We start from the raw sequence: 26,193 nt of genomic DNA, 5'->3' as shown, positions 1-26,193 counted from the left end.
CGCACGCGCCGGGTCAACCAAACCGATCAATAGCCCATCAGGCTGAGCACTTCCTTGCGGCTGCGCGGATCGGACAGGAACACGCCCATCATGCGGCTGGTCACCATGCCCACGCCCGGCGTCTTTACGCCGCGCCCGGTCATACAACCATGCTGCGCCTCAACCACCACGGCCACGCCCACCGGGTCCAGATTGTCCCAGATGCACTGGGCCACTTCGGCGGTCAGGCGCTCCTGAATCTGCAAACGACGGGCATAGCCATGCAGCACGCGCGCCAGCTTTGAAATGCCCACCACGCGTTCACGCGGCAAATAGGCAATGCTGGCCTTGCCGGTGATCGGGGCCATGTGGTGTTCGCAATGGCTCTGGAACGGAATGTCTTTGAGCAGGACAATCTCGTTATAACCGCCCACTTCCTCGAACGTGCGCGAAAGATGGGCGGCGGGATCCTCGTCGTAACCATGGCAATATTCTTTCCACGCGCGGGCGACACGCGCGGGCGTGTCGATCAGCCCTTCGCGCTGCGGATCATCGCCAGACCAGCGAATCAGCGTGCGAATCGCTTCCTGAACTTCCTGAGGCACCGGCAGCTTGCCGTCATCCGCATCATCATGCGGGTCGAAATGGTCGCTGATCACGTTCATCCTGCGCTACTCCATCATGCGGGCCAATCGGACCGACGGGGCGTCAAGGAAATCCTCTCGCGGCGTCGTCAGCCATTGTCAGGGCCAGCATGGTTTACGGGTCTTTTATCGACCGCTTCTGGGCGCCGCTTTCGGCCGTTCTCTCGGCCAAAGCAAGAGCAATTGTCATTTTGGAGGAAACATGCCCGATGGGGCAAAAGGCGACCATGTCGCAAACCCATGGACAAATTGGCGCACCCGGAACGATTCGAACGTCCGACCCTCAGATTCGTAGTCTGATGCTCTATCCAGCTGAGCTACGGGTGCGCAATTTGGCACAGGACCCAACAACCAAAAGGCTGTCCATTCCACCTGTAAGAGGAATGGCGCACCCGGAACGATTCGAACGTCCGACCCTCAGATTCGTAGTCTGATGCTCTATCCAGCTGAGCTACGGGTGCGTTGGAGCCGCCCCTCTAAGGGGCATTCACCAGCTTGGCAAGCAGAAAAATGCAACGCGCAAAAACTAATTTTCACAAGGCCCATTTCCGGCCGCGATCCAGCGCAAAAGCGCCTGCGCCAGAGGAACGTCGAGCGGAGGCATGGAAAGCGCCATCAGATCGCCTTGCGCAATCCATTCAAAATGCTGGCCTTCCCGCGCCTCCGGTTCGCCGCGCCAGATGTGCGCAGCATAAAGCAGCAGGAGAATGCGCCGCCCCGATCCATTCTCGGCAAAGCTGACAGGGTAGAGGGCATCGGCATCCAACCCCACACCCAATTCCTCCTCCATCTCGCGCAGTGCGGCATCGACAGCCCCCTCGCCCGGATCAATCTTGCCGCCGGGAAATTCCCAAAGGCCGCCATGCTCCTTCCCTTCCGGGCGGCGCTGCATCAATATGCGCCCATCCTTATTTAACAGCGCCACGGCCACCACCGGCAAAATCATCCTATTCCCTTTGTCCATTCATCCGAAAACCTAATTATACAGCGTTCAAGAGCTTATTAACTCCGCATCGGGCACAATAGCGTCGCAATGCAATTGGGCAGGCGGGAAATATGTCTATTCCAAAAATCCTGGCCCGGCTTATTCGGGACGAACGCGGGCTTGCCGCGGTCGAATATGCATTGCTGTGCGGCCTTATCGTCATCGCCATGGTCGCCTCGCTCAGCGGAATGGCCAATGCCATTGGCGTAACGTGGAACAACGTCAGCTCCCAGACCGAAACCGCCGTCCAGCAGGCCACTGGAAGCTGATTCGACCTTAACGTCCGATTCGCCACACATTTTGCCGCGACGGCCACCCGCCATTTGCAAAATGCAAAGCGGAGCCGTGTCCTGACACCTCATGAATCGGCCCATCCGTATTATCCACGAGCGACTCGGCTGCGCTGACGGATTGTTAAGACATCTCCACTAGGAAGAGGTTCACCGCCGGGCTGAGACGGGAAAACTGGCAGGGCGGAAAGACTGCTACAGGAGACTGACCATGAAGTTCATCAACAAGCTGATCCGCGACGAAGCTGGTGCGACCGCCATCGAATATGGCCTGATTGCTGCTCTGATCGCCGTTGCCGCCATCACCGCCATGAACGGCCTGGGCAACCAGCTCAAGAGCACGTTCAACACGACCTCGTCGCAGATGTCGACGGCCAACGCTGCTGCTGCCTAATTCGCCAGCGCGTTAAGGTTAAGGAACGGGGCGGCGGGGAAACCTGCCGCCCCTTCTTTTTGCCCGGCCGGACCATGCGCCCATTGGGCATTTTAAGGTTAATATCAGTTAATCAATATATTATAGTCGCATAATCAAAAGGTTCTCTGTATCTATCCATTGTCGGCAAGGGGGTTTGTCCGACACCAACGGAGATCAAACATGAAGTTCCTGAACAAGCTGATCCGCGACGAAGCCGGCGCCACCGCCATTGAATATGGCCTGATTGCCGCGTTGATCGCCGTTGCCGCCATCACCGCGATGAATGGCCTGGGCAATCAGCTTAAGAGCACCTTCAACACCACCTCGTCGCAGATGTCGACCGCCAACGCTGCGGCCAACTGATCCGGGGCGCTGCTGGCACGGGCGCCATCCGCCCGCGCCATCGGCACAACAAAAAGGGCGCAGCGACCATCCGCGCTGCGCCCTTTTTGTGTAATCGAACGATAGGGCGCCTTATTCGGCGCCAATCGCCAGAAAACGCTCTTCGCGCATGGCCAGCAACTGCTTGGCATCCAGCTTGAGCAGCTTGTCCAATTCCTCGCCAATCGCCTTGCCCAGCGCCTTGGCCGCGGCATCGGGATCACGATGGGCGCCGCCGATGGGTTCGGGCACAATGCGATCAATGACCTTGAGGCCAAGCAGATCCTGCGCCGTCACCTTCATCGCTTCGGCCGCATCCGCCGCCTTTTCGGCGGTGCGCCACAGGATCGAGGCGCAACCTTCGGGCGAAATCACCGAATAGACGGCATGCTCCAGCATCAGCACACGTTCGGCGCTGGCCAGAGCGACCGCGCCGCCCGAGCCGCCCTCGCCCACGATCACGGCCACCATCGGCACGCGAAGGGCAAGGCAGGCCTCGGTCGAACGGGCAATGGCCTCGGCCTGACCGCGTTCTTCGGCCTCAACCCCCGGAAACGCGCCCGACGTATCCACCAGCGTCACCACCGGCAAACCAAACCGCCCGGCCAGTTCCATCAGGCGAATCGCCTTGCGATAGCCTTCGGGCTTGCCCATGCCGAAATTGTGCTTGATGCGCGTGGCGGTGTCGTGGCCCTTTTCATGGCCGATCAACATCACCTTGCGCCCGTTCAACGTGGCAAAGCCGCCAATGATCGCCTGATCTTCGCCATACAGACGGTCACCGCCCAGCGGCACGAAATCGGCGAAGATCTTTTCGACGTAATCGACGAAATGCGGGCGCATCGGATGGCGCGCCACCTGCGTCTTCTGCCAAGGCGTCAGCGCCTTGTACGTGCTGGCCAGCAGGTCGGCGCTCTTGCGCTCCAGCCTGCCGATCTCGGCGGAGATGTCGAGGTCGCCCTCCACCGCCGTTGCGCGCAATTCCTTGATGCGGGCGTCAAGCGCCGCCACCGGCTTTTCAAATTCGAGATAGGAAACCATGGGGACAAGGCCCTAGTGCGATGCGCGGGATTGGGCAAGCCTTTCGGCCTTCAATGAACCGCCTTGGTCGCCAAAGGGTGGCGTTGGTTCACCAAATCGACCAGACGCGCGGCATCGACATGGGTATAGATCTGGGTCGTGCCAATGTCGGCATGGCCCAAAAGTGTCTGAACCACGCGCAAATCCGCCCCGCCTTCCAACAGATGCGTGGCAAAGGCATGGCGCAGCACATGCGGGCTGAGCCGCGTCGGGTCCAGCCCCGCCCTCGCCCCCAGGGCCCGCAGCAGTTGAAACAGGCGCACCCGCGTCAGATGCCCGTCCTTGCCGGTCGAGGGAAAGAGGAAACGCGAATCCCGGCCCGCCCCCCGCAATGCGATCCATCGCCGCAAAACCTGCGTCGCGCGCGCGCTGATCGGCACCATGCGCTGCGCCCCACCCTTGCCGGTGATGGTCAGGAAAGGGGCATCACGCGGCACCGCATTGATCGGCAAAGACACCAGTTCCGTCGCGCGCAGCCCCGAACCATAGAGCAATTCCAGACAGGCCAGCGTCCGCAACGGCTCCCGCTTATCGCCCGCTGCTTCCTCCTCGGCCCGCCCGAACAGGGCGGCGATGTCATCATGCCCCAGAATGCGCGGCAAGGGACGCTGCTGCGCCACGCGCGGCAAGGCCGGGCTGGGATCATCCTCGCGCCAGCCCTCGTCGATCAGGAAACCGTAGAATTGCCGCAAGGCCGAGGATTTGCGCGCCACGCTGGCCGGGGACAAATGTCCCCATGTCGCGGCCAATCGCTCCAGCGCGGCCACATCGGCCCTCTCCAGATCGCCCAGCACATCTTCGGCCCCGCGCAAATCGCGTTCATAGGCCGCCAGCGTATTGGCCGCCGCGCCGCGCTCCGCCGCCAGCATCGCCAGAAAGGCCGCGACCGCCGCGCTGGGCGGTTTCCTCACCCGCGCGACACCGCTTCGGCGGCGATCATGCGGGCTTCGGCCCCCAGGCCCACACGGTTAAGCGCCGAGATGATGTGATAAAGATAGCGCGGCGTCATCTTGGCCCAGCTATCCCCCTGCATCCCCAAACCGGCCAGCAATGCGACCAGCGTGGCATTGTTCACATTGGCCGCGCCATCAATCGTGCCGGTCCAGCGCGTATTGCCCGCCACGCTGGCATTCACCTTGCCCAGCAACGAATCGCGATCGCCGTCCTTGATCCGGCCAAGACCCGACAAAGCCGCGATCAACAAGGCGCTGCGATGCTGGCCATCGGATTTGTCATTGCCGATAAAGCTTTCCACCGCGCCCGAATCGACCTCGCCGCCCATGGGCAGGCCAACCGCCAATTGCGCCCAGCCCGCCGAGCCGACCTCGACCACCGGCCGCCACAGCGCCGCATTGCCATCCAGCCCCGCCGACAGCATCGAGGCCAGCAAATCGCCCGACTGTCCGCTCAAATCCGCCGAGGGGGCCAGCCGCGCCGCCGCATAGGCGGTCAGCACCATGCGCGCATAGCGCGCCATCGGGTTGGATGAACCATCCCACAATTGCTGGATCGCGGACATACGGTCCGCAGGCGTCACCCCGACATAGGCGTCGCGCAGCAAAAGCGCGCGTTCTGCCGGGCCGCCGGTGATGTCATCATTGTTGTAGATCTGGCTGTAGAGATCGACCATTGCCGCGCCCGACAACACGCCCATCGCGCCCGCCACATCGGCCGCATCCGCACGCAGGCCCAAGCCCGCCATCGGCGAAAGCGCCGTCATCGTCGCGTAAATCGGCCCCGATTTGGCCAACAGCGTTTCGGGCGGCGCCAAACCCACGGCCAGCGTCAACCCATGGCGCATCGGGGTCAGATCGTCGATATTGTCCCACTCGATCTTGACCGCCCGCGCCCGCGCGCCGCCCACGGCCCCGGCATATTTCTGCGCCAGTTCCATGTCGATGCCGGTCAAGACCTTGCTCTTGCCCAGCCGGTCCAGTTCCGATTGGCCGGTCGAAGTGGCCCCGCCATAGGTCTGGCAAATGCTGCGCATCACCATCCATGACGCATCATCGCGCGCTGAATAGTTCAACTGCATCACCGGGCAGAAGCCGGTGAAATCGCCCGTCGCAATATAGGCATCCATCGCCGCTTGCGTCAGTGTGGGATCATAATTGCCCGGATCGACATCCTGCACCAAGGCGCGCGCCGCCACGCCCTCGCCCATGCGCAGCAGAAGCGCGGCGCGCAGTGCGGCAAATTCGGTGGGCGCCATTTCCGCCGGAGCATCCAGACGCGAGGCCAGAGCGCGGCGCACCAGAATATGCCCCCAACGCGACACCATTTGCCCCATATTGCCCGACAGGACCGCGCGGACCAGCCCGACATTCTGACCCGCCAGCGATTCGGGGGCCATGCCGCCCTCACCCGTGTCGAGCAGGCCGACCTGTTTCACCGCGCGCTGCGCGCCGGGGGGAATGTCATATTTGGGGATCAGGCCCAACAGGCGATCCAGCTTGTCCGGCGGCAAAGCGATCAATTGTTCAAAGGACGTGATGCCGTCGGGCAGGACCACCGGCCCCACCGCCGTTGCCGCACCAATCGCGCCCAACCCTGATGGGGTTTCCACAACCGGCTGCGCCGCAATCGTGGGTTCGGGCGTGGGCGAGGCTGATACCGGGCGTCCCGGCGCGGCCACAGGCGCGGCGGCACGGGTGGGACGCGCCGCAGGACGATCAAATCCGGGGGGCAGCAGCGATTCCGGCCCGTTCTGTGCCACGGCCGCCCCGGCACCCAACGCCGCCAGCGTCAGCCCGCCCGCACCCAGCAAAGTTACAGCACCGCGCGACAGGATGCTTTTTGAAACCACTTTCATCGACCTACCTGTCCGTTCACGCCGACCTGTCTGGCCGATAGTTCCACCGCCTGTTCGTGCATCTGCACCGGCCCGCCCTTGATCCATGCCGCAATCAGAACGCCCCCCGCCAGCAAAATCGCCAGCAGGAGCCACCACCCCCAATGGGCCATGGACCGTGCCATAGACCTTGATTGCGTCACCCTGCTTTTGCCGCCATCGCGCCGGATCGTGACAGTCAAATCCAAAATCCTCGAAATAACGGCCCATAATGCGACCTGCATCATGCCATGCTTGCGCCGCCGGTTAGCAAAAGTATAGGCAACCCGGCAATGGATGAAGATCACACTCTTTCCGAAAGCGCAGCAGAGGCCGCTCATCTGGCCGCGGTTCTGGCGCATATCGACCGCCCCATCGTTTTGGTGGGCATGATGGGCGTGGGCAAGACCAGCCTTGGGCGGCGCCTGGCCGCCTTGCTGAATGTGCCATTTGTCGATGCCGATGACGAAATCGAGAAGGCGGCCCATATGCCGATTCCCGATATTTTCGCCACTTACGGCGAGGCCTTCTTTCGCGAGGGCGAACGCCGGGTGATTGCCCGCCTGCTGGGTGAAAACACGCCGGGCGATGCGGCCAGCGGTTTGAAGCTGCCCCATGCGGGCAATGGCAAGGCGGGGCTGAAGGTTTTGTCCACCGGCGGCGGGGCCTTTGTGAATGATGCCACGCGTGAACTGATTCTGGCGCGCGGGATTGCGGTGTGGCTGGACGCGGAACTCGATACTCTGGTCGATCGCACGGCGCGCAAGGGCAACCGGCCTTTGCTGAAAACCGGCAACCCGCGTGAAATTCTCTCCAATCTCAAATCGTCGCGCGAACCTTTCTATTCGCAGGCCCCGATCAAGGTGATGAGCGGCAATGTGCCCCATTCGCGCACTTTGGCCAGCCTGATGGTCTCGCTGGACGAATGGCTTAATGCCCATGGCGCGAAAGGCTGATTGAACGATGCCGATTATTCCTGTCGATATTGCCGGACGCCCCTATGAAGTGCGCGTCGGCGCCGGGCTGATTGCCAATCTGGCGCAGGAAGCGGGAGCGCGTTTGCGCAAGCCCGTCGTGCCGATCGTTACCGATGCGAATGTCCATGGCGCATGGGGCGCGGCGGTCGATGCCTCACTGGAACGCGCGGGCAAGAAGGCCGCGTGGCATGTCCTGCCCGCGGGTGAAAGCACCAAGAGCTGGGCCAATCTGGTGGCGGTGGTCGATGGGCTGCTGGCGCTGGAGGTGGAGCGGGGTGACCATATTATCGCGCTGGGCGGCGGGGTGATCGGGGATCTGACAGGGTTCGCCGCCTCTATGCTGAAACGCGGGTGCCATTTCATTCAGGTTCCGACCAGCCTTTTGGCGCAGGTCGATTCGAGCGTGGGCGGCAAGACCGCCATCAACACGCCTGCGGGCAAGAATCTGGTCGGCGCATTTCATCAGCCCTCGCTGGTGCTGGCCGATCTCGATGCACTGGAAACGCTGCCTCGCCGCGAATTGGCCGCAGGTTATGCCGAGGTGGTGAAATACGGGCTGATCAACGACCCGGAATTTTTCGCGTGGTGTGAAGCCAATGGCGAGGCCATGCTCTCGGGCGACCGGGCGGCGCGCGAATATGCGGTGGCCTATTCGGTGGCCGCCAAGGCGCGCATTGTGGCGCAGGATGAGTTTGAAACCACGGGCCTGCGCGCGCTGCTCAACCTTGGCCACACGTTCGGCCATGCGCTGGAGGCCGAAACCGGTTTTTCCGACCGCTTGCTGCACGGCGAGGCGGTGGCGCTGGGCTGCGTGTTGGCGGCGCGGTTTTCGGCGCGGCGGGGGCTGATGGACGCGGATGAGGCAGCGCGCGTTGCCGCCCATATCGCTGCCGTGGGCCTGCCTGCGGATGTGCGGGCGCTGGGGCTGAATGTATCGGGGGCGCAATTGGCGGCCCATATGCTGCATGACAAAAAGGTCGATGCGGGGCGCTTGGCGTTTCTGTTGATGCGCGGGATCGGCGGGACGTTTTTGACCAAGGATGTGACCTTGGCGGAAGTTTCGGCGTTTTTGGCGGAAGAATTGGAAGGGTGAAAATGCGAAGGTCATAACCCTCGCGCTCCCATTACTGTCATTGTCGCGCACTACCCAACCGTGAGCGCCAGATGGGAGCGCCGCAGACAATAACAGCTTCCGGCGGGGCCTCCTTCCGCAAGGTTGAACCCGTAGCGCAACAAAGACAGTATCGGGGAGCCACGAGGGGCTAGCCCCTCGTGATATAAACCCTTCCCCGCTTCTTACCGCATCAACACCAATTCCTCGGCCATCGAGGGGTGCAAAGCCACCGTATCGTCGAAATCGGCCTTGGTCAGACCCGCTTTCACGGCAATTGCCACGGCTTGCAAGATCTCGGGCGCATCCGGCCCGATCATGTGAACGCCGATGACCTTGTCGGTCGCCGTATCCACGATCAGCTTGTAAAAGCCACGCTCCGCCCGCGTGGCGAACATGTTCTTCATCGGGCGGAAATCGCTGGTGTAGATCTTGATGTCGTGCCCCGCCGCGCGCGCCGCCGCCTCGGTCATGCCGACGCCGGCCAAGGGCGGCTGGCTGAACACCGCGCTGGGGATATGGTCATAGGCGATGGTGCGGGGTTTGCCGCCAAACACCGTGTCGGCAAAGGCATGGCCTTCGCGGATGGCCACGGGGGTCAATTGCACCCGGTCGGTGACGTCGCCCACGGCATAGATCGAGGGGCAGGAGGTGGCGTTATATTCGTCCACCGGGATCTGGCCATTCTTGCCCAGTTCGACCCCGGCGTTTTCCAGCCCCAGCCCCGGCGTCTTGGGCTTGCGCCCGGTGGCGACCAGCACCACGTCCGCCTCAATCGGCAGGAAACCCTTGGTGTTGACGCAGAGCGAGCCGTCCGACTGCTTGATGATGCTTTCAATCGGCGCGTTGAAACGGAATTCCACGCCCCGCGCCCGCATCATGGTCAACAGGCGGTCGGTCAGGCTTTCGTCATAGCTGCGCAGGATCTTGTCCGAACGGTTCACCACCGTGACATGCGCGCCCAGAGCGTTGAAGATGCCCGCAAATTCCAGCGCGATATAGCCCGCGCCCTGAATCACCACGCGCTTGGGAAAGCTCTCCAGATGGAACACTTCATTGCTGGTGATCGCGTGTTCATTGCCCGGAAATTCGGGCATCACCGGCCAAGCGCCCACGGCCACCAGAATGTATTTGGCGCTGATCTCGCGCCCCGATGCCAGCCGCACCGTGTTCGGCCCGGCGATGGTGGCGCGTTCGTGGAAATGATCGACCTTGTTGTTGTCCAGCGTGGACGTATAGGCCCGCTCCAACCGGTCGACATCGCTGGCGACGAAATCGCGGAGAGCCGCCCAGTCAAAGCTCTTTTCGCCCAGCGTCCAGCCAAGCTTGGCCGTATCGTGCAGTTCCTCGGCAAACTGGCTGGCGTAAACCAGCAGTTTCTTGGGCACGCAGCCGCGGATAACGCAGGTGCCGCCCACGCGAAACTCCTCGGCCACGGCAACGCGTGCGCCGTGGCTGGCCGCGATCCTGCTGGCGCGCACGCCCCCCGACCCGGCGCCAATCACAAACAGGTCGTAGTCAAATTCGGCCATCGTCTAACTCCACCGGGGGGAACATATTTCCGCGCCGATATGGGGCCAGAACTAGGCTTTGCCAAGTGACCGTATGCAATGCATACAATATTAATCGGGCGGGTTATATTTGCGCAGAAACGCCTCGGTGGCCTTGAGCAATTCCAGCCGATCCGCCTCACGCGAAAAATTGTGATCGGCCTTGGGCAGGGGCAGGAATTGCACCACCTTGCCCGCGCCCTCCATCTTTGACGCCATATCCGACGATTGCTGGAAATCGACCCGGACATCCTTCTTGCCATGCACAAGCAGCAGCGGCGCCTTGATTCGCGCCACAGCCTTGATCGGCGAAACTGCATTGAAATCAGGCGTCATCTTCTTCCAATCGGCCTGATAGGTCCGGCTGTTGAGATAGGAGCGCATATCATTGACATCGCGCCGAAGATTGGAAACCCCCGCCACGGAAATGCCGCAACGCCACAGATCGGGATCCCGCGCCAGCCCCCACATCGTCGCATAACCGCCATAAGAACCGCCCATCAGGCAAGCCCGTTTGCCGTCGGCCCATCCTTCCTTGACCGCAAAACCCAGCGCATCGTTCAAATCATCCTGCATGGCCAGCCCCATCTGGCCCTCGCCCTTTTTCAGGAAATCCTCGCCATAGCCGTCCGAGCCGCGGAAATTGGGCTGGATCACGCCATAGCCAAGGCTGGCGACAAATTGCGCCCAATAATCAAAATCCAGCGTGTCATGCGCCCAAGGCCCACCATGGGGCATGACCACAAAAGGCAGATCCTTTGCTACACGCCCCTTGGGCAGGGTCAGGATCGCCTCGATTTCCAGCCCGTCGCGCGCCTTGTAACGCACCGCCCGCACGGGGTTGAGCGGCCCATTGCCCAGCCTGTCCATCATATTGGCCAAGGCATGCAATTTGCCCGAGGCATAGTCGAACATGAAAAGCGAGCCCGGAGAATCGGCGCGATCCAACCGCACCAGCAGGCGTTGACGATCATCGCTCATCGACAGGATGCTTGCCCGTCGTTCGCCCACCGCTTTTTGCAAATTCGCCTGCAATTCGGCCAAATCCTTGTCCAGCCACACAATTTCGTCCCGCCCGCCCGAAAGCGACACGCCAATCAACGCCGTCCGGTCAGCATTGGCCAGAACATCGGCAATCGTGCGACCGGGGGGAGCTTCATAAACCTTGGCCACGTCGGCCCCGCTGTTCAGATCGACCTCCCACAAGGAACTGCCATCCTTGGCATTGCGGATGACGATCGCATGATCACCGCCGGGCAGAAAAATTTCCGGCAGCGCCATTGCCTTGCCATCGCCGGGGGATTTAAGCGAATGCATCAAATCCTCTTTTTCGCCGCGATAAAAGGCCCCCGTCAGCCCGATGTCATCGCGATATGCCACCGCCATGCGCAGCCGCCCGGCAGCATCCGCGCGCCAATCGAGCACATATTCAATCCCGCCCTGAACCTTCTGCACCTCACCCGTGGCGACATTGACCCGGAACACCGCAGGCCAGAACAAAGCTTCCCGGCTATTGTCATTGCCGCGAAACCGGTCGACCGTTTCATTGAACATCGATTGCTGGGCCGCCACCAAAATCATCGGCGAACCATCACGCGCCACCCACAGGACATCAGAGGCATTTTGCCCCATCACATTGTGCAAGGGCGTCGTATATTGGCCGGTCAAGCGATTGAACCCGATCAGCCGGGAAAACTTCATGGACGTCCCGTCGCCGGCCTTTGTCGCCTGAGAAAGGCGGGCGACGACATTGTCATTGCCGACCCATTCAATCGCAAAAACATCGGTCATGTCCGGCATGCCGACACATTGGCGATCCGCCAGCGTGCCGAACAGGCTGATCATGCAAAGCTGTCTTTCGCCCGCAATGCCGAACAATCCCGCCATCCATTCGCCATTGGGCGACAGAACGGGAAAGGTGACAAAGGGCATAGAGGCATAGTCCGCCGCCACAGGAACCTGTGCAACACGATCAGGCGGAGCAACGCTCTGGGCATGGGCCATGCCAACATGGGTCCAGCACAACGCACTTGAGATACTCAGCGCCAGCAACCGCCGCAATGACACTTTCATCCGTTCACCCCTTGAAACCGCCCCGATGTCAGCAACGCCCCTTAATCCGCCGGGTTATGCTTCTTCAAAAACGCATCCAGCTTGTCATACCAAAGCTTGGCATTGACGCTTTTGGAAAAACCGTGACCTTCGCCGGGCATGGGATAGAATTCATAATCCTTGCCCGCCGCCTTTAACGCATCGGCCATCAGCGTGGATTGCTTGTACTGCACCCGCTGATCCTTGTCCCCGTGCAGCAGCATCAGCGGCACTTTCAGCTTATCCGCAAACATCAAAGGCGAGATCGTTTTAAGGTCAAAATCCTCCGGCCCCACGACGGTCTTTTTCCATTCGGCCGCCCCGCGCTTCAAATTGGTCATGTCGCTCAACTGGAACTTGAGGCTGCGCGGCATATCGGAAATACCGGCAAAACTGGCGGCGCAGCGATAGCGTTCCGGGTTGCGGATCGCGCCCCATTGCGCGGCATAGCCGCCATAGGACGACCCCACGATGCAAACCCGCTTGGGATCGATCACCCCATCCTTGGCCAGCCAGTCCATGCCATCGTCAAGGTCATCCTGCATCTTGCGGCCCCATTCACCGCGCCCCTTCTGATAAAAATCATCGCCAAAACTTCTCGACCCGCGATATTGCGGTTGCAACACGGCATAGCCGCGATTGGCCAGAAACTGGACATCCGTGTCAAAGTCACCTTGGTCACGCACACCATATGGGCCGCCATGGGGCAGGATAACCAGCGGCAACCCCTTTGGATCGCGCCCCACCGGCAGGGTCAGATAGGCCGGAATATCCATCCCATCACGCGCCTTATAGGTGACATAGCGCGGGGCGGCGAAACTGATCGAACGCAGCTTTTCATTCACCGCCGCCAGCCGATGCATCACCCCTTCGGCCAGTTGATAGTAATAATAGCTGCCCAGATCCGAGGAGGAGCCGACATGGACGATCATCGTTTGACGATCCCGGCTGCGCGTCACCACCCATGCGCGGCGATTGCCGACCGATTTGTCCAAACTGTCCTGTAATTCGGCCAGTTCCTTGTCGAACCAATGCACGCGATATTGATCGTCGGTATAGGACACATCGACCAATTCGCCCTTGTCCTCGCTCAGGTCGAAATCCTCGATATCGTTTTTCGCCGATTCAAAGACCAACTCGCCTCTTTCCCGCTTGGAATAATCATAGCGATAGAGCGCATCGCGCCCGGTCTTTTCATTTTTCAGAATGCGATAGCCAAGGTCCGTCCCGGACCACAGATGCACCGCGCTCATCTGTGCGTCCTCGTCCTCACGGCTTTTGGCGCGAACCACCGTGCGGAACGGCTCCCCGGCCTTGGCGCGATAGAGCATGTCCCATTTGCCCCCATCCTTCATCCGGTATCCGACGCGGACAACGCCGGTATTGTCGGCATACCAGTCCCACACGCCATCCTGTGACGATTCGACCAGTTTGCGTTTGTTGGTCGCGATATCCACGCGCCATATGCTGGGATATTGATAGATCGTGGCCTGATAGGCCATCAGCACGCTCTTGCCCTCCGGATCGACCCAGAGAACATCGTCGCCCGTCAACCCTTCGGTCGCATCGCCCAGAAAGGTCATCTTTTTCGTAGTGATGTCATAGGCGATCAACCGCGTCAGCAAGGCTTCGTCATCATACCATGGCACCAGCTTGCCCACGCTGATCAACAGTGTGTTATTGCCCGCCCAACGATACCAGCGCAGGTCCGGGTCGCCCTTTTTTTGACCAATCGGGATCAGGATCGGCGCCTCATCCCTGACCGCAAGGATGGCCAGATTTTCCGCCCCCTTCACATTCATGCGCGCGGCAATATGCAGGCCGTCGGGCGCCAGTTTGGGCGTCGACATAAAGGGCCGTTCGGCCAGAGCATCGGTCGGAATGAGGTCGGGCTTCTTGACCGGATCGGCACTTTGCGCGTGAACATGCCCCGCCGCGCCGCAAAGAATGGCAAGCGCCAGCGCATGGCCGACACCGCGACCGCGCCAATATTTGATCATGAAGCCCCCGCTTTTTCGATAAACCTGTTCAGTCACCCAAACGGATGAAGAATATCCATGAAAAAGCGATCAACTCAATGAAAATTTATACAAAAATCGCGCCATCTCTTTTCAGAAATGGCGCGATTTGGTTCCATCAATTATGGCAAAGTGTCGGTTAAACCAACCCTGCCTCGGCCAGCAGCGCGGTGGTGCTGGCGTCAAATTCGGCCTCGCCCTTGTCAATGGCATTGGCGATCTGCTTGCCCAGTTCGACGCCGAACTGGTCAAACGGGTTGATGCCCAGCAGGACCGCATTGGCAAAAGTGCGATGTTCGTGGAACGCGATCAGCGCGCCAAGGCTGGCGGGCGAGAGGTCATCGACCAGAATCGTCGCCGAAGGACGGTTGCCCGGATAGGCGCGCGACTTGTCATCCGAATCCTTGCCCGCCATCAGCGCGGCGCCCTGCGCAAAGCAGTTCATCAACAGGATGCGGTGATGGGCCGGATCAAGCTGATCGCCCGGCGCGATGCTGGCGATGAAATCCACCGGCACAACGATGGTGCCCTGATGCAGCAACTGGAACACGGCGTGTTGTGCATCCGTGCCCACGCCGCCCCAGGTGATCGGCGCCGAAGGACCATCCAGCGGCGCGCCGTCAAAGGTCACGCTCTTGCCGTTCGATTCCATTTCAAGCTGTTGCAGATAATCGGGCAGCAGCGCGAGGCGTTCGTCATAGGCAAAGCAGGCGCGCGTCTGACAACCGCGCAGGCGGGTGTAGAGCTGATCGGCAAAGGCCGCGCGCAGGGGCAGATTGTCCGCGCCCGACGTATTGGCGAAATGTTCGTCAATCGCGGCCGCACCCGCCAGAAATTCGGCAAATTCCTCAAAACCCAGCGCCAGCGCCACCGGGAAACCGATCGAGGACCACAGCGAATAACGCCCGCCCACGCTTTCCGGGAAAGGCAGGATGCGGGTTTCATCCACGCCCCATTCCACCGCCTTTTCCGGCGCGGCGGTCAACGCAACCACGCGGCCATAGGGGTCATCGACGCCGTTTTCCTTCAGCCAGTTGAGGGCCGACTTGGCATTGGTCATCGTCTCGATGGTGGTAAAGGTCTTGGACGCCACCGCGATCATCGTGGTGGCCGGATCGGCCTTGGCAAAGGCGGCCTCAAGCGCACAACCATCGATATTGGCGACGACATGCACCTCGACCACGCAACCATCGCGGGTCAGCGCGTCAATCGCCAGCGCCGGGCCAAGGGCCGAACCGCCAATGCCGATATGGATCAGGTGCTTGACCTCGCCAAACGCGCCTTCATGGATCGCGGCGACCAGCGAAGCCGTGCGCTGATGCAGGGCTTGGGCTTCCTCAACGCTGGTGTCCTTGCCCACGCCGCGCTGGGCGGTGTGTTCGGCGGCGCGGCCTTCGGTGTTGTTGATCTTTTCACCACCGAACAATTGCGCGCGGCGGCCATCGAAATCCTGCGCGGTGGCCAGAGCCTCAAAACCGGCGATCACGGCATCATCAAGGTGCATCTTGGACCAGTCAAAGCGGATGCCGCCCAGCCCTTCGCCCAGTTCGAAACGCGTCGACAATTTGCTGAGGCGGTCAGCATCACCAGCGAACAGTTCCGCCAGAGTGGGGCGCGGCAAGCCCGCCAGATGGTCCCAAGCTGCCTTGGCCGATTGGTTGGTGGACATGTTCGCTTCACTCCCGTCTTGCAGATGCGATCAAATATATGCGTCATGCCTATGCCCTGCGCATGACAATTGGCCAAGGGTGCAGCGCAGCAATTTTGAATGAATCAGGCCCCCGCATACGTTTTGCATCCATTCCCCTGCCCCAAAGATGCACGGTTCATGCCCTGCTCAGCCAATCCATGGCTTGACGCGGCGCTTCTGGACCAACATGGCAGCACGGCCAGATTCAAGGATAAGCACTGATGAGCCAAGTTGAACCCACCACCAAGCCCGGCGCCAAGCCGGAAAAACAGGAGGAGAACTTTTTCGTTTTCCTTATCAAGCTGGTGGTGATCGTTGCGGTGTTCCGCAGCTTCTTCTTCTCGCCCTTTAACATCCCCAGCGAATCGATGTTGCCGCGTCTGGTTAACGGTGACTATCTGCTGGCCGCCAAATGGCCCTATGGCTATTCGCGCTATTCGATGCCTTTCAGCCTGCCGCTGATCCCGGGCCGCATTCTGGCCACCCAGCCCAAGCGCGGCGATGTGGTGATCTTCAAGGCCCCGCCGACCAATCAGGACGACTGGATCAAGCGCGTGATCGGCCTGCCCGGTGACACGATCCAGATGAAGGGCGGCGTGCTGTACATCAATGGCAATGCCGTGCCCAAGCAAAGGATCGAGGATTTCGAGATCGCCGTCTCGCCCAACACCTCCTGCTATCAGCCGCGCTATGGCATGAATGTGAATTATGAAACGGTGAAGGATGGCAAGACCATCTGCCACTATCCGCAATTTCGCGAAACGCTGCCGTCCGACAATGGCAAGCCGGGCAAGTCCTATAACGTCCTCGATCTGGAGGCCACGCCGCAGGACAACACGATGCCCTATATCGTGCCCGAAGGCGCGCTGTTCCTGATGGGCGATGACCGCGACAATTCGCAGGACAGCCGTTTCCCCGTCGAAGTGGGCGGCATCGGCTATGTGCCCCAAGGCAATCTGGTGGGCCGCGCCACCATCGTGATGTGGTCGACGGACGGATCGGTTTCATGGTACAAGCCCTGGACCTGGCTGACCGCCGCGCGATGGAACCGGATCGGGGGCACCTTTTGACCAAGAGCCTGACACTCAAATCGGTGAACAACCCGGCTCTTTCGGATGCCACACGGGAATTTCTGACCCGCGTGATCGGTGCTGACAATGTCGATGCCCCGGAATGGATCGCGGCGCTGACCCATGGCAGCTTTGCCGCGCAGGCTGCTCCGCGTGGCAAGGGGATCGAGGATTATCAACGGCTCGAATTTCTGGGCGACCGGGTTCTGGGCCTGACCATTGCCGAATGGCTGTATCAAAGCGAGGGCGCGGCCGAGGGCCGCCTCTCGCAGCGCCTGAACGTGCTGGTCAGCCGACAGATGTGCGCGACCGTGGCGCGCGGCATTGGGCTGGGCGAACACATGCGCCTTGGCAAACAGGCGCGCGATGATGGCGGCGCGGACAGCGAAAACATTCTGGGCGACGTGATGGAGGCGCTGATCGGCGCATCCTTTGTCACGCGCGGCTTTGAACCCACACGCGCCCTGATCCGTAGCCTTTGGGCCGAAGCGGTCGGCGGCCATGCAGGACAGGCCAAGCACCCCAAATCCGCGCTTCAGGAATGGGCCGCCGGCAATCGCCGCAAGCCCCCCGAATATCGACTGGTTGACCGTTCAGGTCCCGATCATGCCGCCCGCTTTACCGTCGCCGTGGCGGTCAAGGGTGTGGGCGAGGTCGAAGCCGTCGCCAACAGCAAACAGGAGGCCGAAACCCAGGCGGCCGCCGCATTTTTAAGGCAATTTGGATGAGTGATGTAGTCGAATCTTGCGGTCTGGTGGCCGTGCTGGGCGCCCCCAATGCGGGCAAGTCCACGCTGGTCAACGCGCTGGTCGGGCAAAAGGTGGCGATTGTCTCGCAAAAGGCGCAGACGACCCGCGCCCGCCTGATGGGCATCGCGCTGGAACAGTCGGACAAGCATAATACGCAGATCATCCTTGCCGACACGCCGGGTATTTTCACCCCTCGCCGCCGTCTGGACCGCGCGATGGTTGCCGCCGCATGGGAAGGCGCGTCCGAAGCCGACTCCATCCTTTTGGTGGTCGATGCCGCGAAAAAGAACCGTCAGGGTTTGGAGGAAATCCTCGAATCGCTGAAGGGTCGCCCGGAACGCAAGCTGCTCGCGCTCAACAAGGTGGACCTGTGCCCCAAGGAACCGCTGCTGGTTCTGGCGCAGGAATTGACGCAGGCGGTGGATTTTGCCGAAGTCTTCTTCATCTCTGCCTCGACCGGCGATGGCGTGGCGCAATTGAAGGCCCGCCTTGCCGATCTGATGCCCGAAGGTCCGTGGAATTTCCCCGAAGATCAGGTGTCGGACGCATCGGAACGGTTGATGGCCGCCGAAATCACCCGCGAACAGCTTTACCGTCAGTTGCATGACGAATTGCCCTATGACAGCACGGTTCGTCCGGAAAGCTACAAGGTTCGCCGCGACGGCAGTGTCGAGATCCGTCAGCAGATCGTAATTGCGCGTGACAGCCAAAAGGCCATCGTGCTGGGCAAGCGCGGCGCCCGCCTCAAGGCGATTGGCGAAGCGGCGCGGGCGGAGCTGGCCGAACTGCTGGGCGTGAAGGTACACCTGTTCCTGCACGTCAAGATTGATGAAAACTGGGCGGACGCCAAGGAAATCTATGAAGAGATCGGCCTGGAATGGGTACGTTAATGTGCGGCGCTGATCTTTTGTAAGTCTCATGTACAAAGTTTGTGGCAAATCGCGCAAAAGCTGCGAAAAGCTATAAAATGCTGTTTGGGTAGTGAATTGGACATCGGGGGTTGGTCGCCTGACCGCAGTGCAGATGGGGGTCTGTGCGGTTACGAATGGCGATCAGGCGGACGGAGTGTTTGATGGTCGAATATATCGCAGAACTTCCGGCGCGGCTGCGGGGTGCAGCCGGGTCGGAAGCTCCCAATGCCGGCTCGCCCTTTCAGGGGGCGGCGGGGCGGATCAATCGATCCGGTCTGGGAGCGGTGCGCGCAATCAACCTGCTGATGATGGGCTTTGCCTATCTGGCGGTGGGTTTGTTGATCCGCGGCGCCACGTTGGGCTTTCCTGTTATCCATATTGACGAGCAGTTCTATCTGCTGGTGGGCGACCGCATGCTGCATGGCGCGGTGCCCTTTGTCGATATCTGGGACCGCAAGCCGATTGGGCTGTTCATCCTGTATGCGGCGATCCGCCTGCTGGGTGGCGATGGCATCCTGCAATATCAACTGGTTGCGCTGGCCTGTGTCGCGGGAACCTCACTGGTCATCTATCGCATGGCGCGTGAAATCGCCTCGCCGATGGGGGCTTTCTGGGCCGGCGTTGCCTATCAATTGTATCTCTCGGCCTTTTTCTGCTTTGGCGGACAGGCGCCGGTTTTCTACAATCTGCTGATGGCTCTGGCCGGGCTTGGCATGATGCGGGTGTGGACCGCACAAAACAGCGATCGCCTGTTTGTGCATGGTCTGGCCATCATGGGCGTGGTCGGCATTTCGCTTCAGATCAAATATACGGTCGTGTTCGAAGGCGTTGCTTTTGGCCTGATGCTGATGGTCCGTGCGCGCCAACTGGGCTGGTCGCATGGCAAGGTTTGGGCGGCGGCAACCGGCTGGGCGGGCATCGCGCTGGCTCCGACGCTGGCGGCATGGGCGGTCTATATCGCCATGGGCCACGGCATGGAATTTGCGCAGGCCAACTTCCTTTCGATCTTTGGCCGGCACGAGGATTTCGACGGATCGCTGTTCCGCCTGTTCAAGGAAACGATGGCGCTGATTCCGGTGTGGCTGGCCATTTTCTGGGCGCCGCGAAAGGTTCCCGCACTGCGCTTTCTGTCGCGCCCGGCCTACGGCTTTTTGCGGATCTGGGCCTTTGTCGCGGTGGCAGGCTTTTTGATCTTTGGCACGTGGTATGACCATTATGTTGCGCCGCTGCTGGTGCCGCTGATGGCGCTGGCGGCCCCTGCTCTGGGTCGCGGTCGTCCGCTGCGCTGGCTGACGCATTTCATGATCGGCTTTGGCATTCTGGCCGCCGCCGTGGTGACGATTTACAACACTCGCCACCATGGCACCAGCGAGCAGGTCGAAGAAGCCGCCGACATGATCCGTCGCGCCGCCGCCACGCCGACCGGACAGGGCTGCGCCTATATCAACGAGGGTGATCCCATCCTCTATCACATGACCAACACGTGCTTTGTCACGCGCTATGTCTTCCCCAACCATCTTAACGGCATGGTCGATGCCAATGCCTTGGGTGTGGATGCCGCACAGGAAATCGAGGCCACAATGCGCCGCCATCCCCAGGTTGTGGTGATGGCCGCAGAGCCTTCATCGTTGCCGGTCAATTGGAAAAACCGCAATCTGATGTTCCACCACCTTAATCAGGATTACCAGTTAGTCGGCCTCGCCAAGGTAGGCTGGCGCGATCTGCTGGTCTATCGCCGGAAATAGGTTTGGCATTGAGGCATAAGAAAAGGGCCGCGCCGGACAATTCCGACGCGGCCCTTTCTTTTCGTGAATGCTGCGATCAGGCTTTTTCAGCCGCCTTTTTGGGCGCCGCCTTTTTCGCGGCAGGCTTTTTGGCAGGTGCCTTCTTGGCCGGAGCCTTCTCGCCATCATCCTTTTTGGCGGCGGCCTTTTTGGGCGCGGCCTTTTTCGCGGGCGCCTTTTTCTTGCCCTTGGCCGGACCCTTGGCCGCCTTTTCGTCGATCAGGCCGATCGCCTGCTCCAGCGTCAGGCTGTCCTGCTCGACCGCCTTGGGCAGCGTGGCATTGGTCGTCCCATCGGTCACATAGGCGCCGTAGCGCCCCGCCAGAAGCTTGATCTCGCCGCCGGTGGTAGGATGGGTGCCAAAGACCTTCAACGGCTCTGCAGGGGCGCTGCGGCTGCGTCCGCCGCCTGCCGCTGCCTCGGCCAGTTTGGTCACGGCTAGGTTCATGCCCGTTTCGAACACTTCGGCCGTGCTGCGCAGGCGCGCATATTTGCCGCTATGCGCCAGATAGGGACCATAGCGCCCAATGCTGGCGGTGATCGGCTCACCGCTTTCCGGATGCGGTCCGATGGTGCGCGGCAGGGACAGAAGCTTGACCGCCCAGTCCAGCGTCATCTCGCCAATATCTTTGGGTATGGACGCCATCTTGCGCGTCTCGCCCTCGCCCATCTGGATATAGGGGCCAAAACGACCCGCCTTGCGCATGATAGGCTCGCCCGTTTCCGGGTGCTTGCCTAATTCGCCTTCTTCACCTGCATCAGCGCTGCCGCCTGCCTGACCGAACTTGCGGGTGAATTTGCACTCCGGATAGTTCGAGCAGGCGACGAAAGCGCCATATTTTCCGCCACGCAACGACAGGCGCCCCGCCTCGCATTGCGGGCATTTGCGCGGATCGCTGCCGTCTTCCTTGGGCGGGAAGAGATAATCGGAGAGGAATTCATCCAGCGCCTCGGTCACTTCCGAGGGCTTCTTCTCCATCACCTCGTCGGACTTGGGCTTGAAATCCTTCCAGAACGCTTCGAGCACCGTGCGCCATTGCGCCCGCCCGCCCGAAACATCGTCTAGTTCATCCTCCATGCCCGCCGTAAATTCATAGGCGACATAGCGGTCAAAGAAACGTTCGAGGAAGGATGTGAGCAGACGCCCGGTTTCCTCGGCAAAAAAGCGGTTCTTTTCGGTGCGCACATAGGCGCGGTCTTTGAGCACCTGCAACGTGGCCGCATAGGTCGAAGGACGCCCGATGCCCAATTCCTCCAGACGCTTGACCAGCGAAGCTTCGGAATAGCGCGGCGGCGGCTGGGTGAAATGCTGGGTCGCGTCCACGCCCTGCTTCAAGGGCATATCGCCCTTGTTCATCAGCGGCAGCAGGTTTGCATCATCATCGTCGTCGGTCTTGTTATCGCGGCTCTCGTCATAGACCGCCATAAAACCGGGGAATTTCACGACCTGACCCGTGGCACGCAATTCGTGCATCCCCGTGCCATCGCGCATGGTGACGGTGGTGCGCTCCAACGCGGCGCTCGCCATCTGGCTGGCCAAGGCGCGTTTCCAGATCAGGTCGTAGAGGCGCGCCTCATCGCCGCTGCCATAGGTGTCGCGGCTGAACTCGGTCGGGCGGATGGCTTCGTGGGCCTCCTGCGCGTTCTTGGCCTTGGTCTCGTAATGGCGCGGCTTTTCGGGGCAGAAATGGCCGGAGAAGCGCTCGGTAATCTCGCGGCGGGCGGCGGAAATGGCGCTGGAGTCCATCTGGACGCCGTCGGTACGCATATAGGTGATCGCGCCCGCCTCATACAGGGTTTGCGCCACGCGCATCGTATGGCTGGCCGAAAAGCCCAGCTTGCGCGCGGCTTCCTGTTGCAGGGTCGATGTGGTGAAAGGCGGATAGGGATTGCGGCGGACGGGTTTGGTTTCCACCTCCTCCACGCGGAAGGCGCCCGCCTCGACCGCAGCCTTCGCACGCTCGGCAGTGCCCGCATCGCCAAGGCTCAGTTTCTCCAGCTTCTTGCCTTCGAACTTGACCAAACGCGCCGGGAATTGCGAGCCATCGTGCAGCATCCGTGCCACGACCTGCCAATATTCTTCGGGCTTGAACAGTTCGATCTCGCGCTCACGCTGAACGATCAGGCGCAAAGCCACCGATTGCACGCGGCCTGCCGATTTCGCGCCCGGCAATTTGCGCCACAACACCGGCGAGAGCGTAAAGCCGAACAGATAGTCCAGCGCGCGCCGCGCCAGATAGGCATCGATCAGATCCTGATCCAGCTCTCGCGGATGCTTCATCGCCGTGGTGACGGCATCCTTGGTGATCGCGTTGAACGTGACGCGCTCGACCTCCTTGGGCAATGCGCGCCGCTTGGCCAGCAGTTCCTTCACATGCCACGAAATCGCCTCCCCTTCGCGATCAGGGTCAGTCGCGAGGATCAGTCGGTCGGCCTGTTTGGCAAGGTCGGCGATTTCACGGACGCGGGCCTGCTTGTCGCCATACAGCTCCCAATCCATCGCGAAATCTTCATCGGGACGCACCGACCCATCCTTGGGCGGCAAATCACGGATATGGCCATAGGACGCCAACACGCGATAATCCTTGCCGAGATACTTCTCGATGGTTTTCGCCTTGGCCGGGGATTCGACAATAACAAGCTGCATGAGTTCTCTTGTACTATCCGTATCGGCCGCGAGGGCCAAAAAGAAACAAAGCCGTGGATGCGGCCATGCCCCCAATTGAAAGACTTGTGAAGACCGCCTGTCCCAAGGGTCACCCTTATGACCGCACGGCCCCTCACGTATACGCGCGAGGTTGGCGGCTACCGCGCCCCTCCGTCAAGGGGGCAGCAGGTTTCATACCGCGCGGCTGATCCGCGCCCCGGCATGACGGATGATGGCACCGGCCAATTCCAGTTCAATCAGAGCCATTTGCACCGCGCCCGCATCCATGCCGGATTGGCGGATCATTTCATCCACGCTGACCGGGGCAAGGCCGATAAGGGCAAGCAGGCGTTCATTGGCCTGCGCACTGCCATCTTCATCGCTGTCGGGGCCGATCCGCAAATCATCCCCCCCGAAATCGGGCAGGATATTGCCGTCATCCTCATGGAAATGCGAACGGGGCACGCCGTCGAAACTGGCGATCAGTTCGATGATATCCTCGGCCCGCTGGATCAGCACCGCGCCTTCGCGGATCATTTCGTTGCACCCATGGCTGCGCGGGTCGAGCGGCGATCCGGGAACCGCCATCACCTCGCGCCCATAATCCCCGGCCAGACGCGCGGTGATCAGCGAGCCGGATTTGAACGCCGCCTCGACCACGACCGTGCCCGCGCACATGCCGGCGATGATGCGGTTGCGCGCCGGGAAATGCCGCTGGATCGGTTCGACACCGGGCGGTACTTCGCTCACCACCATGCCCTCTTCGGCGATGCGGTTTTGCAGGGCGGCATGTTCGGGCGGATAGACCACGTCGATCCCGCCCGCGATGACGGCAATCGTGCTTGCGCTGCCGAAGGCCTCGCCGCGCCCGGCCAATGCGCCTTCATGCGCGGCGGCATCGATGCCGCGCGCAAGGCCCGACACCACCGGATAGCCCGCCTCGGCCAAGGCGCCCGCCATTTCACGGGCCAGACGCATGGCCGCCGCGCTGGCATTGCGCGCACCCACCATGGCGACAGGCGCGGCGCGGGACAGATCAACCCGCCCCCGCGCAATCAGCAAGGGCGGCGCGGAATCAACCTGTCGCAACAGGGCGGGATAATCGGGCGAATCGTGAAAGATATAGCGCGCGGCAGCGGCCCGAACGGCGGCGATTTCCGCCTCGATCACGCCATGTTCGATGGCGCGATAGGCCGAACGCCCCTTGCCCGCGCCCCTCGCGGCCAGATCGGGCAAGGCGTCTATCGCCGCGCGCGCATTGCCAAACCGGCGCAGCAATTGGGTAAAGGTCACCGGGCCAATGTTTGGCGACCGGATCAGGCGTATCCGCGCCAGCCCTTCATCGCGCGACAGGCCCGGTGCTTGGCCGCTCATCCCTTTTTCGCGCCCACTTTCGGTTCGGTTCCGGCGCGCAGGCGGGCGATATTTTCACGATGCTGATACAGCACCAGCGCGGTCAGCGCCGCCAGCATCGGCACCATATTCGTATGGCCCAACACCAGCGCTCCCAGCGGCGCGGCCAGCGCGGCGCTCATGCCCCCCACGCTGGAAATGCGCGAGAGTTTGAACATGCCCACCCATGCCAGAAGGCAAATCAACCCCACCGGCCATGCCAGCCCCAAGGCCACGCCCAGCATCGTGGCCACGCCCTTGCCGCCCTTGAATTTCAGCCAGACCGGGAAGCAATGGCCCACCATCGCCCCCGCGCCGCCCGCCAGCGCCAGCCATTGCGCCCCGCTGGCCCCATCGGCAAACGTGCCCGAGGGCAGATGCGCGGCCAGCAGGACCGCCGCCGCGCCCTTGCCCCCGTCGAGCAACAGCGTCGCCGCCGCCAGCCCTTTACGCCCGGTGCGCAGCACATTGGTCGCCCCGATATTGCCCGAACCGATCGATCGCAGATCACCGGCCCCAAAGGCCCGCGTCAACAACAGCCCGAAAGGAACCGAACCCAGCGCATAGCCCAGCACCGAGGCCACCATCAAAGACATTGCATTCACCCTTTTATGCGCCGCCATCTTTAAGGTCGCCCATGCAACATAGCGGCGCGCCAACCCTCCTTTAGTCGCAGCGGCGGCTTTGTCGAACCCCCTTCTCTTTCCTTTTTGCCGCAATCGTTTCAAAGAGGCTTTGTCATGGCCTCGACTCTCCCCCCCGGCATTACCCCGGATAGCCCGATATTGCTGTTTGATTCCGGCGTTGGCGGGTTGACCGTACTGGACGCGCTGCGCCGTCATGTGCCCGATGCGCCGGTGATCTATGTCGCGGACAATGCGGGCCTGCCCTATGGCACAAAAACCGAGGCGCAGATTGCCGCGCGCGTGTCGGGCCTGTTGGGCCGGATGACCGAACGCTTGCGCCCGCGCCTTGTCTGCATTGCCTGCAACACGGCCAGCACGATTGCCCTGGCCAGTGTGCGCGAGGTGCTGGAGGTGCCGATTGTCGGAACCGTGCCCGCGATCAAACCCGCCGCCGCCATGACCCAGACCGGCGTGATCGGTTTGCTGGGCACGCAGGCGACGATCCGGCAGGCCTATGTCGATCGGTTGGAACATGAATTTGCCGCCGACAAATTGCTGCTGCGCCACGGCGCGCCTGAACTGGTCGAAGCCGCCGAGGCGAAATTGCGCGGGCAACCCGTCGATTCCCGGCTGATTGCCCGCGCCGTCGATGGATTGCGCGATCAACCGGGCGGCGACAGGATCGATACGGTGGTGCTGGCCTGTACCCATTTTCCGTTGCTGACCCAGGAATTGGGCGCGTTTTTCGGCCCGGATGTGCGCTATATTGACGGGTCCGATGGCATCGCGCGGCGCATACGCTTTTTGACGCAAGGTCAGGAATTCAGACGCAATTCACCCGATCTGGCGCTATTCACCACCGGCGATGGAATCGAAGGGTTGGAGCCTGCCCTGACCCGGCGCGGATTGATGCGGGTGGACTTGTTTTGATCGCCTAAGTGATCACCCTGCGGGAAAGACGAATACTACTTTT

At 61.4% G+C, this 26,193-nt stretch carries 23 protein-coding genes and 2 tRNA genes; 10 read left to right on the top strand and 15 right to left on the bottom strand.

Features of this window, described 5'->3' with window-relative positions:
* Positions 1–26: 26 nt before the first annotated feature.
* The 4 genes from folE to ACZ9HU_RS10315 all read right to left on the bottom strand — a co-directional run bounded on the left by folE (position 27) and on the right by ACZ9HU_RS10315 (position 1,569).
* On the bottom strand, positions 27–644 hold the full coding sequence (gene folE, locus ACZ9HU_RS10330; RefSeq protein WP_476104720.1) for a GTP cyclohydrolase I FolE: 618 nt from the start codon (positions 642–644) through the stop codon (positions 27–29).
* 229 nt (positions 645–873) lie between these two features.
* Positions 874–950, bottom strand: a tRNA-Arg gene (locus ACZ9HU_RS10325).
* Between the two features lie 57 nt (positions 951–1,007).
* Positions 1,008–1,084, bottom strand: a tRNA-Arg gene (locus tag ACZ9HU_RS10320).
* Between the two features lie 65 nt (positions 1,085–1,149).
* Positions 1,150–1,569, bottom strand: a complete 420-nt coding sequence (locus ACZ9HU_RS10315) for a (deoxy)nucleoside triphosphate pyrophosphohydrolase (protein ID WP_476104719.1) — start codon at positions 1,567–1,569, stop codon at positions 1,150–1,152.
* A 110-nt stretch (positions 1,570–1,679) separates the two neighbouring features.
* On the opposite strand from ACZ9HU_RS10315, the gene ACZ9HU_RS10310 reads away from it, so the two are divergent.
* The 3 genes from ACZ9HU_RS10310 to ACZ9HU_RS10300 all read left to right on the top strand — a co-directional run bounded on the left by ACZ9HU_RS10310 (position 1,680) and on the right by ACZ9HU_RS10300 (position 2,676).
* Positions 1,680–1,877 (top strand): Flp family type IVb pilin, encoded by a 198-nt coding sequence (locus ACZ9HU_RS10310; RefSeq protein WP_476104718.1) that lies wholly within the window; start codon positions 1,680–1,682, stop codon positions 1,875–1,877.
* 232 nt (positions 1,878–2,109) lie between these two features.
* On the top strand, positions 2,110–2,292 hold the full coding sequence (locus ACZ9HU_RS10305; RefSeq protein WP_476104717.1) for a Flp family type IVb pilin: 183 nt from the start codon (positions 2,110–2,112) through the stop codon (positions 2,290–2,292).
* Positions 2,293–2,493: 201 nt separating this feature from the next.
* Positions 2,494–2,676: a Flp family type IVb pilin gene (locus tag ACZ9HU_RS10300; RefSeq protein ID WP_476104716.1), complete on the top strand. Its 183-nt coding sequence runs from the start codon at positions 2,494–2,496 to the stop codon at positions 2,674–2,676.
* Positions 2,677–2,787: 111 nt separating this feature from the next.
* Here ACZ9HU_RS10300 and ACZ9HU_RS10295 read toward each other — a convergent pair whose 3' ends face one another.
* The 4 genes from ACZ9HU_RS10295 to ACZ9HU_RS10280 are packed head-to-tail and all read right to left on the bottom strand — an operon-like array spanning position 2,788 to position 6,750.
* Positions 2,788–3,735: an acetyl-CoA carboxylase carboxyltransferase subunit alpha gene (locus ACZ9HU_RS10295; RefSeq protein WP_476104714.1), complete on the bottom strand. Its 948-nt coding sequence runs from the start codon at positions 3,733–3,735 to the stop codon at positions 2,788–2,790.
* Between the two features lie 50 nt (positions 3,736–3,785).
* Positions 3,786–4,685 carry a tyrosine recombinase gene (locus ACZ9HU_RS10290; RefSeq protein ID WP_476104712.1) on the bottom strand — a complete coding sequence of 300 codons (900 nt, stop codon included), beginning with the start codon at positions 4,683–4,685 and terminating at the stop codon, positions 3,786–3,788.
* The gene (locus ACZ9HU_RS10285; protein WP_476104710.1) at positions 4,682–6,586 is read right to left on the bottom strand and encodes a hypothetical protein; all 1,905 of its coding nucleotides are present in this window, start codon (positions 6,584–6,586) and stop codon (positions 4,682–4,684) included. Before ACZ9HU_RS10285 ends, ACZ9HU_RS10290 begins: the two co-directional genes overlap by 4 nt.
* Complete coding sequence (locus ACZ9HU_RS10280) at positions 6,583–6,750, bottom strand: hypothetical protein (protein WP_476104709.1); 168 nt, start codon at positions 6,748–6,750, stop codon at positions 6,583–6,585. Before ACZ9HU_RS10280 ends, ACZ9HU_RS10285 begins: the two co-directional genes overlap by 4 nt.
* 147 nt (positions 6,751–6,897) lie before the next feature.
* On the opposite strand from ACZ9HU_RS10280, the gene ACZ9HU_RS10275 reads away from it, so the two are divergent.
* Both ACZ9HU_RS10275 and aroB read left to right on the top strand, forming a co-directional pair.
* On the top strand, positions 6,898–7,560 hold the full coding sequence (locus tag ACZ9HU_RS10275) for a shikimate kinase (RefSeq protein ID WP_476104708.1): 663 nt from the start codon (positions 6,898–6,900) through the stop codon (positions 7,558–7,560).
* A gap of 7 nt (positions 7,561–7,567) precedes the next feature.
* Complete coding sequence (gene aroB / locus ACZ9HU_RS10270) at positions 7,568–8,674, top strand: 3-dehydroquinate synthase (protein ID WP_476104707.1); 1,107 nt, start codon at positions 7,568–7,570, stop codon at positions 8,672–8,674.
* Between the two features lie 203 nt (positions 8,675–8,877).
* Here the strand turns inward: aroB and gorA are convergent, their stop codons facing one another.
* The 4 genes from gorA to pgi form a co-directional block, all read right to left on the bottom strand.
* Entirely contained in the window at positions 8,878–10,224 is a 1,347-nt protein-coding gene (gorA, locus tag ACZ9HU_RS10265; RefSeq protein WP_476104705.1) for a glutathione-disulfide reductase, read from the bottom strand.
* Between the two features lie 90 nt (positions 10,225–10,314).
* The gene (locus ACZ9HU_RS10260) at positions 10,315–12,315 is read right to left on the bottom strand and encodes an alpha/beta hydrolase family protein (protein ID WP_476104704.1); all 2,001 of its coding nucleotides are present in this window, start codon (positions 12,313–12,315) and stop codon (positions 10,315–10,317) included.
* A 41-nt stretch (positions 12,316–12,356) separates the two neighbouring features.
* Complete coding sequence (locus tag ACZ9HU_RS10255; protein WP_476104703.1) at positions 12,357–14,333, bottom strand: alpha/beta hydrolase family protein; 1,977 nt, start codon at positions 14,331–14,333, stop codon at positions 12,357–12,359.
* Positions 14,334–14,490: 157 nt separating this feature from the next.
* On the bottom strand, positions 14,491–16,020 hold the full coding sequence (pgi, locus tag ACZ9HU_RS10250; protein WP_476104702.1) for a glucose-6-phosphate isomerase: 1,530 nt from the start codon (positions 16,018–16,020) through the stop codon (positions 14,491–14,493).
* Between the two features lie 242 nt (positions 16,021–16,262).
* Between pgi and lepB the strand changes: the two genes are divergently transcribed.
* The 4 genes from lepB to ACZ9HU_RS10230 all read left to right on the top strand — a co-directional run bounded on the left by lepB (position 16,263) and on the right by ACZ9HU_RS10230 (position 20,516).
* Positions 16,263–17,111 carry a signal peptidase I gene (gene lepB, locus ACZ9HU_RS10245; RefSeq protein WP_476104701.1) on the top strand — a complete coding sequence of 283 codons (849 nt, stop codon included), beginning with the start codon at positions 16,263–16,265 and terminating at the stop codon, positions 17,109–17,111.
* Positions 17,048–17,839: a ribonuclease III gene (gene rnc / locus ACZ9HU_RS10240; protein ID WP_476104699.1), complete on the top strand. Its 792-nt coding sequence runs from the start codon at positions 17,048–17,050 to the stop codon at positions 17,837–17,839. The genes lepB and rnc overlap by 64 nt, the downstream gene beginning before the upstream one ends.
* Positions 17,836–18,750: a GTPase Era gene (era, locus tag ACZ9HU_RS10235; protein WP_476104698.1), complete on the top strand. Its 915-nt coding sequence runs from the start codon at positions 17,836–17,838 to the stop codon at positions 18,748–18,750. Before rnc ends, era begins: the two co-directional genes overlap by 4 nt.
* Positions 18,751–18,932: 182 nt before the next feature.
* Positions 18,933–20,516 carry an ArnT family glycosyltransferase gene (locus ACZ9HU_RS10230; protein ID WP_476104697.1) on the top strand — a complete coding sequence of 528 codons (1,584 nt, stop codon included), beginning with the start codon at positions 18,933–18,935 and terminating at the stop codon, positions 20,514–20,516.
* 76 nt (positions 20,517–20,592) lie between these two features.
* On the opposite strand, the gene topA is transcribed toward ACZ9HU_RS10230, so the two are convergent.
* From topA to plsY, 3 genes are all read right to left on the bottom strand, one after another.
* Complete coding sequence (topA, locus tag ACZ9HU_RS10225) at positions 20,593–23,202, bottom strand: type I DNA topoisomerase (RefSeq protein ID WP_476104696.1); 2,610 nt, start codon at positions 23,200–23,202, stop codon at positions 20,593–20,595.
* Between the two features lie 192 nt (positions 23,203–23,394).
* Positions 23,395–24,576: a DNA-processing protein DprA gene (dprA, locus tag ACZ9HU_RS10220; protein ID WP_476104694.1), complete on the bottom strand. Its 1,182-nt coding sequence runs from the start codon at positions 24,574–24,576 to the stop codon at positions 23,395–23,397.
* Positions 24,573–25,190, bottom strand: a complete 618-nt coding sequence (gene plsY / locus ACZ9HU_RS10215; RefSeq protein ID WP_476104692.1) for a glycerol-3-phosphate 1-O-acyltransferase PlsY — start codon at positions 25,188–25,190, stop codon at positions 24,573–24,575. The genes dprA and plsY overlap by 4 nt, the downstream gene beginning before the upstream one ends.
* A gap of 144 nt (positions 25,191–25,334) precedes the next feature.
* Between plsY and murI the strand changes: the two genes are divergently transcribed.
* Positions 25,335–26,150, top strand: coding sequence for a glutamate racemase (gene murI, locus ACZ9HU_RS10210; protein WP_476104691.1), 816 nt, complete (start codon positions 25,335–25,337; stop codon positions 26,148–26,150).
* Positions 26,151–26,193: the final 43 nt, after the last annotated feature.

It is taken from the genome of Novosphingobium sp. Sphag1I, assembly GCF_056279125.1.
The sequence above is the reverse complement of the archived record's forward strand: the minus strand, read 5'-3'. Positions and strand labels throughout refer to the sequence as shown.

Coding starts and splice junctions, on each gene's coding strand:
- folE (WP_476104720.1), bottom strand. CDS start 644: ATGAACGTGATCAGCGACCATTTCGACCCGCATGATGATGCGGATGAC.
- ACZ9HU_RS10315 (WP_476104719.1), bottom strand. CDS start 1,569: ATGATTTTGCCGGTGGTGGCCGTGGCGCTGTTAAATAAGGATGGGCGC.
- ACZ9HU_RS10310 (WP_476104718.1), top strand. CDS start 1,680: ATGTCTATTCCAAAAATCCTGGCCCGGCTTATTCGGGACGAACGCGGG.
- ACZ9HU_RS10305 (WP_476104717.1), top strand. CDS start 2,110: ATGAAGTTCATCAACAAGCTGATCCGCGACGAAGCTGGTGCGACCGCC.
- ACZ9HU_RS10300 (WP_476104716.1), top strand. CDS start 2,494: ATGAAGTTCCTGAACAAGCTGATCCGCGACGAAGCCGGCGCCACCGCC.
- ACZ9HU_RS10295 (WP_476104714.1), bottom strand. CDS start 3,735: ATGGTTTCCTATCTCGAATTTGAAAAGCCGGTGGCGGCGCTTGACGCC.
- ACZ9HU_RS10285 (WP_476104710.1), bottom strand. CDS start 6,586: ATGAAAGTGGTTTCAAAAAGCATCCTGTCGCGCGGTGCTGTAACTTTG.
- ACZ9HU_RS10280 (WP_476104709.1), bottom strand. CDS start 6,750: ATGGCACGGTCCATGGCCCATTGGGGGTGGTGGCTCCTGCTGGCGATT.
- ACZ9HU_RS10275 (WP_476104708.1), top strand. CDS start 6,898: ATGGATGAAGATCACACTCTTTCCGAAAGCGCAGCAGAGGCCGCTCAT.
- aroB (WP_476104707.1), top strand. CDS start 7,568: ATGCCGATTATTCCTGTCGATATTGCCGGACGCCCCTATGAAGTGCGC.
- gorA (WP_476104705.1), bottom strand. CDS start 10,224: ATGGCCGAATTTGACTACGACCTGTTTGTGATTGGCGCCGGGTCGGGG.
- ACZ9HU_RS10260 (WP_476104704.1), bottom strand. CDS start 12,315: ATGAAAGTGTCATTGCGGCGGTTGCTGGCGCTGAGTATCTCAAGTGCG.
- ACZ9HU_RS10255 (WP_476104703.1), bottom strand. CDS start 14,333: ATGATCAAATATTGGCGCGGTCGCGGTGTCGGCCATGCGCTGGCGCTT.
- pgi (WP_476104702.1), bottom strand. CDS start 16,020: ATGTCCACCAACCAATCGGCCAAGGCAGCTTGGGACCATCTGGCGGGC.
- lepB (WP_476104701.1), top strand. CDS start 16,263: ATGAGCCAAGTTGAACCCACCACCAAGCCCGGCGCCAAGCCGGAAAAA.
- rnc (WP_476104699.1), top strand. CDS start 17,048: ATGGTACAAGCCCTGGACCTGGCTGACCGCCGCGCGATGGAACCGGAT.
- era (WP_476104698.1), top strand. CDS start 17,836: ATGAGTGATGTAGTCGAATCTTGCGGTCTGGTGGCCGTGCTGGGCGCC.
- ACZ9HU_RS10230 (WP_476104697.1), top strand. CDS start 18,933: ATGGTCGAATATATCGCAGAACTTCCGGCGCGGCTGCGGGGTGCAGCC.
- topA (WP_476104696.1), bottom strand. CDS start 23,202: ATGCAGCTTGTTATTGTCGAATCCCCGGCCAAGGCGAAAACCATCGAG.
- dprA (WP_476104694.1), bottom strand. CDS start 24,576: ATGAGCGGCCAAGCACCGGGCCTGTCGCGCGATGAAGGGCTGGCGCGG.
- plsY (WP_476104692.1), bottom strand. CDS start 25,190: ATGTCTTTGATGGTGGCCTCGGTGCTGGGCTATGCGCTGGGTTCGGTT.
- murI (WP_476104691.1), top strand. CDS start 25,335: ATGGCCTCGACTCTCCCCCCCGGCATTACCCCGGATAGCCCGATATTG.